The organism is Dermabacter sp. HMSC06F07 (genome assembly GCF_001807345.1).
Taxonomy (GTDB): Bacteria; Actinomycetota; Actinomycetes; order Actinomycetales; family Dermabacteraceae; genus Dermabacter; species Dermabacter hominis.
This window is the reverse complement of the sequence record NZ_KV788583.1, coordinates 104,309-116,370: the sequence shown is the minus strand read 5'-3', so window position 1 is coordinate 116,370 and position 12,062 is coordinate 104,309. Positions and strand designations below refer to the sequence as shown.

At 63.5% G+C, this 12,062-nt stretch carries 10 protein-coding genes; 6 read left to right on the top strand and 4 right to left on the bottom strand.

Annotation, left to right across the window (positions count from 1 at the left end):
• The first annotated feature begins 34 nt into the window (after window positions 1-34).
• Complete coding sequence (locus tag HMPREF3157_RS05000; protein ID WP_070435703.1) at window positions 35-1,351, top strand: ABC transporter substrate-binding protein; 1,317 nt, start codon at window positions 35-37, stop codon at window positions 1,349-1,351.
• 132 nt (window positions 1,352-1,483) lie between these two features.
• On the opposite strand, the gene HMPREF3157_RS04995 is transcribed toward HMPREF3157_RS05000, so the two are convergent.
• The 3 genes from HMPREF3157_RS04995 to HMPREF3157_RS04985 are packed head-to-tail and all read right to left on the bottom strand — an operon-like array spanning window position 1,484 to window position 4,625.
• Window positions 1,484-2,422: a carbohydrate ABC transporter permease gene (locus HMPREF3157_RS04995; RefSeq protein ID WP_034371194.1), complete on the bottom strand. Its 939-nt coding sequence runs from the start codon at window positions 2,420-2,422 to the stop codon at window positions 1,484-1,486.
• Window positions 2,419-3,303: a carbohydrate ABC transporter permease gene (locus HMPREF3157_RS04990; protein ID WP_016663458.1), complete on the bottom strand. Its 885-nt coding sequence runs from the start codon at window positions 3,301-3,303 to the stop codon at window positions 2,419-2,421. Before HMPREF3157_RS04990 ends, HMPREF3157_RS04995 begins: the two co-directional genes overlap by 4 nt.
• The gene (locus HMPREF3157_RS04985) at window positions 3,300-4,625 is read right to left on the bottom strand and encodes an ABC transporter substrate-binding protein (protein ID WP_034371197.1); all 1,326 of its coding nucleotides are present in this window, start codon (window positions 4,623-4,625) and stop codon (window positions 3,300-3,302) included. Before HMPREF3157_RS04985 ends, HMPREF3157_RS04990 begins: the two co-directional genes overlap by 4 nt.
• Window positions 4,626-4,849: 224 nt before the next feature.
• Between HMPREF3157_RS04985 and HMPREF3157_RS04980 the strand changes: the two genes are divergently transcribed.
• Window positions 4,850-5,695 (top strand): MBL fold metallo-hydrolase, encoded by an 846-nt coding sequence (locus tag HMPREF3157_RS04980; RefSeq protein ID WP_070435702.1) that lies wholly within the window; start codon window positions 4,850-4,852, stop codon window positions 5,693-5,695.
• 611 nt (window positions 5,696-6,306) lie between these two features.
• Entirely contained in the window at window positions 6,307-8,064 is a 1,758-nt protein-coding gene (locus HMPREF3157_RS04975) for a pyruvate dehydrogenase (protein ID WP_070435701.1), read from the top strand.
• Window positions 8,065-8,102: 38 nt separating this feature from the next.
• Here the strand turns inward: HMPREF3157_RS04975 and HMPREF3157_RS04970 are convergent, their stop codons facing one another.
• Complete coding sequence (locus HMPREF3157_RS04970; protein WP_061211406.1) at window positions 8,103-8,861, bottom strand: IclR family transcriptional regulator; 759 nt, start codon at window positions 8,859-8,861, stop codon at window positions 8,103-8,105.
• A gap of 62 nt (window positions 8,862-8,923) precedes the next feature.
• Here HMPREF3157_RS04970 and hutG point away from each other — a divergent pair, with 62 nt between their 5' ends.
• The 3 genes from hutG to HMPREF3157_RS04955 are packed head-to-tail and all read left to right on the top strand — an operon-like array spanning window position 8,924 to window position 12,057.
• Window positions 8,924-9,928, top strand: coding sequence for a formimidoylglutamase (hutG, locus tag HMPREF3157_RS04965; RefSeq protein WP_070435700.1), 1,005 nt, complete (start codon window positions 8,924-8,926; stop codon window positions 9,926-9,928).
• A 48-nt stretch (window positions 9,929-9,976) separates the two neighbouring features.
• Window positions 9,977-11,443 (top strand): purine-cytosine permease family protein, encoded by a 1,467-nt coding sequence (locus tag HMPREF3157_RS04960; RefSeq protein WP_070435699.1) that lies wholly within the window; start codon window positions 9,977-9,979, stop codon window positions 11,441-11,443.
• The gene (locus tag HMPREF3157_RS04955; protein ID WP_083288064.1) at window positions 11,440-12,057 is read left to right on the top strand and encodes a cysteine hydrolase family protein; all 618 of its coding nucleotides are present in this window, start codon (window positions 11,440-11,442) and stop codon (window positions 12,055-12,057) included. Before HMPREF3157_RS04960 ends, HMPREF3157_RS04955 begins: the two co-directional genes overlap by 4 nt.
• Window positions 12,058-12,062 lie beyond the last annotated feature (5 nt).

Sequence of the window (12,062 nt, the reverse complement as noted above, 5' to 3'; positions counted from 1 at the left end):
TCTCCGAAACCCCTTACCCACAAAGGAGACCATCATGGCCACATCCCCGATCGCCCGCCGCTCCCTCCTCGCCGCTGGCGGGGCCGCCTTCGCCGCCGCCGCCGCAGGATGCGGCGGAGGGAACAAAGCCGCCGTCAAGGACGCCACGAACGAAATTGGCGACGACCCGAAAAAGATCAAAGGCACGATCACCTACGCCTACTGGGACATCAACCAAGAGGCGATGCTCAAAGACGTGATGAAAGCCTTCAATGAGAAGTACCCGAACGTCAAGGTTCAGCTGAACATGGTGCCGTTCAAGGACTACTTCACAAAGCTCCGTGCCCAAGCCTCCTCCAAGGCCCTACCCGACGTGTTCTGGATGAATGGCCCGAACTTCCGCTCCTACGCAGAAAACGGCCAGCTCGCCTCCCTCAAAGCCCTCGTCGACGACGGGCTCATCGATCCGAACAAATACCCGAGCGCACTCGTCGACATGTACACGGTCGACGGCGAACTCTTCGCGACGTGCAAAGACGTCGACTGCGTAGGTATCTGGTACAACAAGAAGCTCTTCGACCAGGCCGGCGTTGCCTACCCGGACGAAACCTGGACACTCGACACCTACAAGGAAAAAGCACTCGAGCTCACCGACAAGCTTCCCGACGGCGTGTGGGGCTGCGCCGAGGTGTTCTCCCGCACGGCGTCCTACTACCACTCGATCGCCATCAACGGCGGATGGGTGATCTCCGACGACAAAAAGAAATCCGGCTACGACGACCCCAAGACGATCGAGGGCGTGAAATTCTGGCGCGACCTCATCGACATTGGCGCATGCCCCAGCCGAGAGTTCCTTGCCGAAAACTCGTGCTACGGCATGTTTGAAGGCGGTCAGGTGGCCATGCAGTGGTCGGGCAACTGGCGCGTTGGCGCGCTTATCGGCTCCTCCGTGAAGGACGACTGTGCCGTCGCGTACCTCCCCGGCGGCGACGACCGCAAGACGGCCGTGCATGGCCTCGGCCACGTGATCTCTGCGAACACCGAGAATCTCGCTGCCTCCCAGGCCCTCGTGACCTTCCTCGCGGGTGAAGAAGCAGCAAAGATCAGCGCTGAATCCGGCATCGCGCTCCCCGCGCTCGAAGGCACCCAGGACCCATACGTCGATGCCCAGCCCGGCTACGACCTCGACGTTTTCGTTGACCAGGCAGAAAACTACGCCGTGCCCTTCCCCGTCTCGAAGACCTGCCCCGAATGGGAAGAGCTCGAGGGGGAACACCTCTCGAAGGTTTTCGACGGGGAGATCTCCGCGGAAGAAGGCTGCAAGGCACTCGCGAAAGCCATGAACGAGGTGCTCAAGAAGGAAAATAGCTAGACCTTCGAGCGCGGCGCACGCGCAGTGGCCCGCCTCCCCAACCGAGGAGGCGGGCCATGTGCATATAAGGAGGTACCGCATGCGGCATGCGACCGTCGGGAGCCCACGCCCACACCGGGCTTAGGCGCGCACCTACCCCTTCACCGAGCCCTCCGTGAGGCCACCGCGCCAGAAGCGCTGCAGTACAAGGATGAGGATCGCGAGTGGGATCACCGACAGCAGCGCGCCACCGGTCGTGAGCTGGAAGAACTCCGGCAAACGGTCCGTTTGTGCGCGCCAGTTATCGAGGCCCAGAGTGATTGGGTAGAGCTTCTCGTCGGCAAGCATCACGAGGGGCAGGAAGTAGTTGTTCCAAATCGCCACGAATTGGAACAGCAGGATCGTCACCACCGCCGGCGTGAGCTGAGGAAGGGCAAGCCTGTGGAACAGCCCAATCTCGCTCACGCCGTCGAGACGCCCCGCCTCGAGCATCGAATCCGGAACGGCCGCACTCGCGTAGATTGACGCGAGGAACAGACCGAACGGGCTCACGAGCGAAGGAATAAGCACGGCCCAATACGTGTTTGTGAGCCCCACGCTCGAGAACAGGAAAAACAGCGGGAGCGCGGTCGCGGTGCCCGGCACGAGCACGCCACCGAGCACGAACGCGTACACGGCCCTGCGGCCGGGGAAGCGGTATTTCGCGAGCGCATACCCCGCGGCGACCGCGAGGTAGGTCGCGAGCACCGAGCCCACTCCCGAATACAGAAGTGAGTTGAGCGCCCAGCGCGAGAAGATCCCGCCATTGGCCGTGAACACAGCCTTGAGGTTGTCGAACAGCAGGAATTCTTTGCCAAACCAGAAGCCGCTCGTACCAAACAGGTCCTCGGTCGACTTCGTCGCGTTCACGATCACCCAATAGACCGGCACGAGGAAGTACATCGCGACGATCGCCAAAAGCGCCGTCACAATGATCGTCGTCGCCGGCTTGCGGCCAGCCGAGCGGGCACCAGAACGCTGATCCCGCTCAAGGCGCACAGCCTGCTTCTTCCTCGAACGTTCGCTGACGTGCGTCGTTTGCGTGGCGCTCATCGCTTCCTCTCCGCCCACGAGGAGACCCCGAGAGCAATGGCCGAAAGAACAAAGGCCGAGACCGCGATGATCACGGCCTGCGCGGCCGCCATCCCAACCTCGTTGTATTGGAACGCGTACGCGTAGGCGCTCATATTCGGCGTGTACTCGTTCGTGATACCCGAGCTCATCGTCATCAGTAGGCGAGGCTCCGCGAACAGTTGGAGCGTGCCGATGATCGAGAAGATGATCGTCAGCAAAAGCGCCGGCCGAATGAGTGGCAACTGAATGGAGGTCACGATCTTCAAGGGGCCGGCCCCGTCGATGCGAGCGGCCTCGTACAGCTCACCGGGAATGGCCTTGAGCTGGGCGATGATGATGAGCATGTTGTAGCCCGTATACGTCCAGGTCACGATGTTCGCGATGGACCACAGCACCATGTCCGGGCTCAGGAAATCGGCCTCAATTCCCACGAGCTGAAGCGCATCAACAATGGGGCTCAGCCCGGGGATGTACAGGAACGACCAGAGGATAGTGGCGATCACGCCCGGAATGCCGTAGGGCAAAAAGTAGGCGCTTCTAAAGAATCCCGGCCATTTCGCCGCGGCACTTTCGAGAAGGAGCGCGAGGATCGTTGCGGCGACGATCATGACGCTCACCTGCACGACGCCAAAGAGGATCATGCGCCCGATCGAGGCCACAAAGTTCTGGTTCGCGAGCGCGGCGATGTAGTTATCGAAGCCAGCGAACGAAGTCTCGATACCTCCCTCGCCGAGGAGGCCGTGGCGCTCCACGGTCGTGAAGCTGTAGCCAACCGCCATGATGATCGGCACCACCATCGTGCCGATAAACAGCACCAAAAACGGTGCCATAAGTACCCAGGGTGCCCACTTTGATTTCATCGCGCCTCCTCCGCGTTGAGGCCCATGCCTTGCATAATCTCGGTGATGTCTTTCTGCGTGACCGCAAGGAGGTCCACGAGGGGCTGCTCACCGTTGATCGCTTTCGTCATTCCGGTGCCCACGACGTCCATGAAGCGCTGCATAAGCGGCGCCCACGTCCATTCGAGGTTCTGCCCCTCGGCCATGGGCACCATGACCTCTTCGTTGTAGTTTTGGCCCGAGAAGAACTCTGATGGTTGCGTGCGTGACTCACCGATGTAGTCCGCCGACGGCGACCAGCCGATACCGCAGTTCTCGATCATCGCGTCGATTCCCTCGGGGCTCGTGCACATCCACGTGCAGAATTCGAGCGCCTCGGCCGGGTGCTTACTCGTGGAGAGGATTGCCGCTGACGAGCCGCCGTGGGCTCCCGAGGCGTAGCCATCACCCCACGTTGGCATGGGCGCGACGGCCCACTTACCTTTGGCGCCAGGCACCGCTTCGATAAGGGCGTCGCTCCACGATCCGGAGATCGTGCTCAGCACCTTGTCGTCACCCGTGGCCGCCATCCACGGCGTCGAAAACGCGCCGTATCCGGTTCCAACGAGGTTGTCGGCGAGGATGCCATCCCAGAACTCGGCGACCTTGAGCGATTTCTCGTCGGTCATGTTGATGACCCATCCATCGCCCTCGGGCTTGAACCACGTGGCACCCGCCTGCATGGCCCACATGACGAAGTAGGAACCGTCGCTCGGATCGAGGGTAAAGATCGTCTTACCCGCATCCTTGACGGCGCCCGCGACCTCGCGGAACTCGTCCCATGTGGACGGCGGCGTAAGGCCAAGCTCCTCTTCGAGCACTTCGCGATTGTAGAAGTTTGCGACGGGGCCCGTGTCTTGCGGAACGGCCCACACGGACTCGCCCACTTGCGCTTGCGCGAAAGCGCCCGGATCAAATTTGTCTTTGACGATCCCGTAGCGAGAGAGGTCCACGAGGGCGCCCGCGAGCGCGAACTCGGGGACGGAGCGGAGCTCAACCTGCGCAATGTCGGGGCCACCCCCTGCGGCTACAGCGGAGAGAATTTTGGCGTAGCCGCCACTTCCGCCGCCGGGAATCCATGAGGCTTCCACGTGGATGCGGTCCTGGCTCTTGTTGAATATGTCAGCGACTTTTTGAAGGTCTTTGACCCATGCCCAGTAGGTGAGCTTTACGCGATCCTTCGACGGTGGGATTGTGGCTTCGGCGTTAACCGAGCCGGGGTTTGGTGGGGCGCAGCTCGCGAGGGCACCCGCGAGTGCGGCGCCTGTTCCGGCGAGCGCAGTACGCCGGGTGATGGGTTTCATGGGACCTCCTTGTCGATCCGCAACGGTGCGGCCCTCGACGTCGGGTCGGCCAGCACCCATGCGGCCTGCTTCACATTTCATCATACGCTCACCCTTCGAGACCTGGGTAAACGCCACGCCATCCAACCGAAAAGGCCGAAGAAAGGGGCCGCGGCGTCGCTAGTTTTGACGCGCTTGACGGGCTGCTTCCACCCCGAAAACCGAGCAGCTGAAAGAATGGGGTCATGGCTGAATTGGTGGATGTCGCGCCCGGAGTCCTCGTGCACACCTCGCGCAACGAGTCACTCAATAGCGTTGTGCTCGCCTCGATCAGCGAGGCGATGCTCATCGATCCGGGATGGGAGGTCGATGAGCTCGACGGCATCGCCGACCAACTGGACGAACGCGGCCTGAGCGCCCTTTCGGGCTTCGCCACCCACGCCCACCACGATCACGTCCTATGGCATCCGGCGTTTGGCGATGTCCCACGACTCGCCTCTGAAGCAACCGTGCGCCTTGTCGAAGCCGATCGCGAACACCTCCTCGAGCGCGCCGCTGCGGACGATCCAGGTCTCGATTCCCGGCCCGACATCGCCGGGCTGCTCGGCCGGCTCTACCCCACCCCACAGGCTCCGGCCGATGCCCACCGCACATGGCTCCCAAAGGGTGCGGCACCGGACGGTTTCGAGCCCGAATTGCTCACTCACGACGCCCACGTCCCGGGCCACACAGCGCTATGGCTACCCGACCAGCGCATCCTGATCGCGGGCGACATGCTCTCGAGCATCGAGCTCCCTCAGCCCGATCTCGACGGCTACGACTATCGCGCACGCGTGCTCCAAAAGCGCAGCTTCGACCCTTTCCACGCCTACCTCGATGCACTCTCGCTGCTCGAGCCCTACGCACGTGAGGCGCGACTCGTCATTCCTGGCCACGGCCCCCTTGGCACCGATGCGCTCGACAGGCTCGAGCGCGATCGGGCCTATCTCGCGTCGATTCTCGAGGGCGGTGATCCCCGTGATGAACGCCGATCGATGCCGCGCATGGAGGCGTGGCACGCGCGCCTTCGGGAGGCAGTAGGGCGCGGGTAACCGTCGGACCCTTCTTCCGCGTGGAGAAAATTCGCAGGCATGCGGAAAGCAGGGAAATAGCGCAGGTATCTACACGTCGATTACGCGAGGCACAATAGGGAAACCCCCGGCCTGCCTTCACGAGGCACAACCGGGGGTCAATCCCTTTACCCTTATCCCCGCACGACGAGATCCCACTTTGCGGGATCCGTGCGCGATGCATTAAGGCAACTACGTCTGCCTTGAAAAAACCGGGAAATAGGCTCACGATTGGCTGTATTTCCTGCAATTCCCCTCGGAAGCGCAACAAACTGCCTGGTCAGCGCCTTGAGAGGGTCGCGAAATATTACGCGAGTCACACGACCCGCACACTCCTTCGCACCGCTCACGCCCCTTATGCATTGCCTGCCCGTTCACCCGCACGTCCTGCGCGAGGCCGACGCCACCCACCCCAAGAATGTGCTAACTTCATCAATACGTGGCCCGGCTCACGCGAATAACGTGACCTCTGAAACCTCAAGCTGCAATGGACCAAAGTCCCGCCTACGCTTAAAGCGTCACAGACTCAACGCTGGTCTTTTCGGCGTTTTCGCCGCGGGCCAGACGAACATCCGCGAAAGGGATGAAACTCCATGGCGAAAAAGACACTCGCCCAGCACACCGTCGATCAACTCGTTGCTATGGGCGTCGAGCGCATTTACGGCGTTGTTGGCGACTCCCTCAACCCCATCGTGGATGCCGTGCGCACGACCAAGGGCATCGAATGGATCCACGTGCGCAACGAGGAGGCCGCGGCTTTCGCGGCAGGCGCCGAGGCCCGCGTCACGGGCAAGCTCAGCGTGTGCGCCGGCTCGTGCGGCCCCGGCAACACGCACCTCGTTCAGGGCCTTTACGACGCCCACCGCGACTCCGTCCCGGTTCTCGCGATTGCCTCGCATATCCCGAGCGAAAAGATTGGAACCGGCTTTTTCCAGGAGACCCACCCCGAGCTTCTTTTCAACGAGTGCTCGGCCTTCTGCGAAATGGTCAATTCGGGCAACCACGGCGCGCAGATGCTTCATAACGCCGCGCAAACCGCGCTCGCGAAGAAGGATGTTTCGGTCCTCGTGATTCCCGGCGACATCACCAGCCAGGAGGTCACGATTGAAGCGACCCGTACCCTCACCACGACCTTCGGCGCGATACAGCCGCAGGCCTCGGTCGTCGAGGACCTCGCCCGCCTCGCGAACTCGGCTAAGAAGATCACCCTCTTTGCCGGGGCCGGTATCGAGGGGGCGCGCGCGGAAGTCCTCGAGCTCGCCGACACCCTCAAGGCGCCCATCGGACACGCTTTCGGCGGCAAAGAATTCATCCAGTACAACAACCCGTTCGACGTGGGCATGAGCGGCCTACTCGGCTACGGCGCCGCCTACGAGGCAACCCACGAGTGCGATCTTTTGATCCTGCTCGGCACGGACTTCCCGTACTCGGAGTTCCTTCCCCGCGAAGGCAAGCCGAAGGTTGTGCAGATCGACGCCGATGGCTCCCGTCTCGGCCGCCGCGTGCCCCTCGATCTGGGCGTGCACGGCGATGTGGCCCTCACGATCCGCGCGCTGCTGCCCCAGCTCAAGCAGAAGAAGAACCGCTCGTTCCTCAACTCGATGCTGCGCAAGCAGGAGAAGGAGCTCACGCACGTCGTCAACTCGTACACGAAGCGGGCGTCGCGCCTCAAGCCGATCCACCCGGAGTACGTTGCGAGCCTCCTCGATGAGTTCGCGGACGACGATGCTGTGTTCACGGTCGATACGGGCATGTGCAACGTGTGGGCCGCACGCTACATCGAGCCGAACGGCAAGCGCCGCATCTTCGGCTCGTTCCGTCACGGCACGATGGCTAATGCCCTCCCCCAGGCGATCGGCGCCTCGGCCGCACAGCCCAACCGCCAGGTCATTTCGATGAGCGGCGACGGCGGCCTCGGGATGCTCATGGGCGAACTTCTCACGGTGCGCCTGCACCAGTTGAACACGAAGATTGTCGTGTTCAACAACTCGAGTCTCGGCATGGTGAAGCTCGAGATGCTCGTGGCGGGCCTTCCCGATTTCGAGACCGACCACGATTCGGTGAACTTCGCGAAGATCGCCGAAGGCGCCGGCATTCCCTCGATCCGCATTGAGAACCCCAAGACCCTGCGCAAGGATCTCAAGAAGGCCCTCGCGGCACCTGGCCCGATGCTCATCGACATTGTGACGGACCCCGACGCGCTTGCGATGCCTCCGAAGATCACGCTCGAGCAGATGAGCGGTTTTGCGACCGCGGGCGGAAAGATCGTGCTCGAGGGCGGCGTCGGCAAGATGGTGAATCTTGCGAAGTCGAACGTGCGTAATATTCCGCGACCCGGAGCGTTCTTCTAAGAACTCTCGCGAACGCGTAAGGCGAAAGGCGGTCTCCTTTAGGAGATCGCCTTTTGCAGTTGGTCTGCGGCGACGCGCACGGCCTCGAGCATGTCGAGGTCGCGCGAGGAGTCACTTCCCTGCCAGGTGACGGCCACCGCTGCAACGGGCCAGCGGGCGCCGTCAAAAACGGGGAGCGCCACCGAGCGGTGCCCCTCGAGAACCTCACCGTTTTCGACGGCGTAGCCGCGCGTGCGCGTGTCGCGTGCGTCGGCGAGCGCGCGCGCCACGGGGAACGCGGGGCCCACCTCGGCGCCGAGGTGGGGTTCGAGAACCGTTTCGCCGGTAAAGACGGCGGCGAGCTGATTGGCGGGCAGGGCACTAAGAATTGCGCGCCCGCTTGCGGTGAGGTGGGCGGGCACGCGCACGCCGACGTCGGTGGGGTAGGAGGCGGGTTTGCTGAGGCGTGCTTCGACGACGTAGAGCACGTGGCGGCCCTGAAGCACGGCCACATGCGAGATCTCGCCAACTCGATCCGTGAGACGTTCGGTCACGCGCTTGCCGAGGCGAGCGAGCGGAGCCTGCCGGGTGTAGCCGAAGCTGAGTTCATAGGCGGAGGGGCCAAGGCCGTAGGCGTGCAGGTCCGAGTAGTGGAGAACGAAGCCCTGATCGAGGAGTTCGGCGAGGATGTCGTACGTGCTCGAGCGCGGAATATCGAGTTCGCTCGCGATGCGCGAGGCGGCGATGGGCCTCGAGCGCTGCGCGAGGTAGGTGAGGATCCTCAACGTTGAGGCGGCTGCGGGTACTTTCGACGGCATAGGGCACACACTATCGGGCGCGCCTGGAGCGAATCTATTTGGATACAGTCCATCCGCCCATAATGGTGGGTGTGAACACCGTGAGCAGTACCGAAAGAAGTCCGTGGCAAGGCCGAGTCGACGGCGAGGGGGTCGCACATGCGCGCTGGCATCAGCGCGTGTCGCTCGTGAGCGAGGATCGCCCGCCCGAGGGCCCGCACGTGGCTCTCGCGGGTTTCGCCTCGCACGAGGGGGTGCGCCGAAACCACGGTCGCGTAGGAGCCGCCGAGGCGCCGGCGGCACTGCGTTCGGCTCTTGCAAGCATGGCTCTTCACGGCTCGCTCGCCTCGGGTGAGGTGGCTCTTGCCGACTGGGGCGATGTTGCAACGATCGGCGAGGCTCTCGAGGAGGCGCAGGCGGCGATGGGGAGCCTGACGGCCACCGCGCTCGGCACCGAGGGCAACCGCCTCACGCTCGTGCTCGGTGGCGGCCACGAGACCGCATGGGCGAGCTACCTCGGGCTTCGTGAGCACCTTGGCAGCGAGGGGTCCGACGCTTGCCGTCTCCCGTCGTGGGGTGTTCTCAATCTCGACGCTCATTTCGATCTGCGCAGCGCCCCGACCCCGACGAGCGGGACTCCGTTCTTGCAGATGGCTGAGGCGGAGGCGGCCGAGGGGCGCGCCCTCAATTACGCCGTGCTCGGGATCGCGGAGCCGGGCAATACGCGCGCTCTCTTTGAGACTGCCGATGCGCTTGGGGTTGAGTACCGCACGGACCTGGAGTGCCTTGAGATGGGTGCCGAGGGCGTCGCGCGGTTCGTCGAGGAGTTCGCCGCGCGTATCGACGTTCTCTACCTGACGATCGACCTCGACGTGCTGCCCGCCCACACGGCGCCCGGGGTGTCAGCCCCGGCGGCGCTTGGCGTGGATTTGCCGATCATCGTGGCGGCGGTGCGGGCCGCTGCGCGCACCGGGAAACTCTCGCTCATGGACATTGTCGAGCTGAATCCGCGCTTTGACGTGGATGGACGCACCGCGAAGTCCGCGGCTCGACTCGTGAGCGAGGCCGCGCACATCCTCGCTCGCTGACTAGGATGTGATCTAACCCCCCTTCCCTTCGCGCGACTGGAGCTGTTCATGAGCACTCACGCATCCTCCTCCCCCACGCCTTCCACGAGCCCGGGGCTCATGGAACGCCAAGGCATTGAGATCGTCGCTGAATCCGAGCGCACGGCGAAGCCGAGCGACCTTTTCTGGCCGTGGTTCGCCGCAAACATCTCGGTGTTCGGCATGGGCTACGGCAGCTACATCCTCGGTTTCGGCGTGAGCTTCTGGCAGGCCACGCTCGTGACCCTCATCGGCATCCCGATCTCGTTCTTCCTGTGCGGCCTGATCGCGATCGCCGGCAAGCGCGGGAGCGCCCCAACGATGGTGCTCTCTCGTGCGGCGTTCGGCGTGCATGGCCAGAAGGTTCCCGGAATCGTCTCGTGGCTCACCTCGATCGGGTGGGAGACGTTCCTGTCGATCATGGCGGTTCTTGCGACGGCAACCGTGTTCTCACGCCTTGGCCTTCCCAGTGGCACGCCCGTGCTCGTTGCCGCGACGGTTGCGGTTGCTGCGCTCATCGTCGTCGCGAGCGTGCTCGGCTATCACACCATCATGAAGCTGCAGTCGGTTCTGACGTGGATAACTGGCGCCATCACGATCCTGTACGTGCTCCTCACGTTCTCTCACATCGATGTCGACACGGTCCTCGCCGTCCCGAACGGCACGCCGCAGCAGGTCATTGGCGCGCTCGTCATGGTCATGACGGGCTTTGGCCTCGGCTGGATCAATATCGCCGCCGACTGGTCGCGGTACCAAAAGCGCGAGACCTCCGATGCCTCGATCATTTGGTGGAACACGCTCGGCGGTGCGATCGCCCCGGTGCTCCTCGTGTTCTTTGGCGTGCTGCTCGTCGCCTCGGATCCCTCACTGAGCGATGGCATCGCTAACGATCCGATCGGCACGCTCGCCTCGATCCTCCCGATCTGGGTCCTCATCCCGTTCTGGCTCACCGCTGTCCTCGCGCTCGTGTCGGGGGCCGTGCTCGGCATCTACTCGTCTGGCCTCACGCTGCTGAGCCTCGGCATTAACATCCCGCGCCCCGCCGCGGCAGCGATCGACGGCGTGATCCTCACGGCGGGCACCATTTACGTCGTGTTCTTCGCGCACGACTTCCTCGGCCCGTTCCAAAGCTTCCTCATCACGCTCGGTGTTCCGCTCGCGGCATGGGCGGGCATTCTTATCGCCGATATCCTCACGCGCCGCGTGGACTACGACGAGCAGGCATTGTTCGATGCACGCGGCCGCTACGGCTCGATCGACTGGATCTCGATCGCGACGCTCATCGTGTGCTCCGTGCTCGGCTGGGGGCTCGTGGTCAACGGCTTCGCGGAAGCGGCGGCATGGAACAACTGGCAGGGCTACCTGCTTGGTCCGCTCGGTGGGCGCGATGGCAAGTGGGCGTCCGCGAACCTCGGCGTTCTTCTCGCACTCGTCCTCGGCTTCGCTCTCACGTTCGTGCTGCGCCGTGGCACGATCCGCCGCCAGGAGTGGGCATGAGTACGGCGCCGACGCCTTCCGGCGTCACATCGGCTTCGCATTCTCGCGGCGTTCCCGGCGACGATTTCTCGGATGCGTGGCTCCTCGTCATTGATCCGCAGGTGATTTTTGCCGAGCAATCGTCGGACTGGGCCTCCCCCATGTGGGAGGCGGCCTGGGCGAATATCGCGCGCCTTGCGGAGGCGTTCGAGGGGCGGGTGATTCTCACGCGCTGGATTCCGACGGCGGACCGCTCGACCTCGTGGGGCGAGTATTTCGAGGCGTGGCCGTTTGCGGATGTGCCCGCGAGCGATCCACTGTACGACCTCACCCCCGAGGCGGCCGCGCTCGACGCCTCGCACGTGGTTGATGAGCCGACGTTTGGCAAGTGGGGCGCCCAGCTCACCGCGATTACGGGCGGGAGTCCGCATCTCGTCGTGGCGGGAGTGTCGACCGATTGCTGCGTGATCTCGACAGTTTTGCCCGCGGCCGATTCGGGTGCGTGGATCACCCTCGTAGGCGATGCGTGTGCGGGCTCTGACCAGGGAAATCACGAGCGGGCGCTCTCAATCATGGGGCTTTTTGCGCCGCAGGTGCGTATCGCTACAACGAACGAGGTGCTGTCCCTGGGTTGACGGGA

Excerpts from the sequence above, each read along its gene's own strand:
- HMPREF3157_RS04990 (WP_016663458.1), bottom strand. The coding sequence starts at position 3,303 with ATGAAATCAAAGTGGGCACCCTGGGTACTTATGGCACCGTTTTTGGTG.
- HMPREF3157_RS04960 (WP_070435699.1), top strand. The coding sequence starts at position 9,977 with ATGAGCACTCACGCATCCTCCTCCCCCACGCCTTCCACGAGCCCGGGG.
- hutG (WP_070435700.1), top strand. The coding sequence starts at position 8,924 with ATGGTGGGTGTGAACACCGTGAGCAGTACCGAAAGAAGTCCGTGGCAA.
- HMPREF3157_RS04985 (WP_034371197.1), bottom strand. The coding sequence starts at position 4,625 with ATGAAACCCATCACCCGGCGTACTGCGCTCGCCGGAACAGGCGCCGCA.
- HMPREF3157_RS04975 (WP_070435701.1), top strand. The coding sequence starts at position 6,307 with ATGGCGAAAAAGACACTCGCCCAGCACACCGTCGATCAACTCGTTGCT.
- HMPREF3157_RS04970 (WP_061211406.1), bottom strand. The coding sequence starts at position 8,861 with ATGCCGTCGAAAGTACCCGCAGCCGCCTCAACGTTGAGGATCCTCACC.
- HMPREF3157_RS05000 (WP_070435703.1), top strand. The coding sequence starts at position 35 with ATGGCCACATCCCCGATCGCCCGCCGCTCCCTCCTCGCCGCTGGCGGG.
- HMPREF3157_RS04955 (WP_083288064.1), top strand. The coding sequence starts at position 11,440 with ATGAGTACGGCGCCGACGCCTTCCGGCGTCACATCGGCTTCGCATTCT.
- HMPREF3157_RS04995 (WP_034371194.1), bottom strand. The coding sequence starts at position 2,422 with ATGAGCGCCACGCAAACGACGCACGTCAGCGAACGTTCGAGGAAGAAG.
- HMPREF3157_RS04980 (WP_070435702.1), top strand. The coding sequence starts at position 4,850 with ATGGCTGAATTGGTGGATGTCGCGCCCGGAGTCCTCGTGCACACCTCG.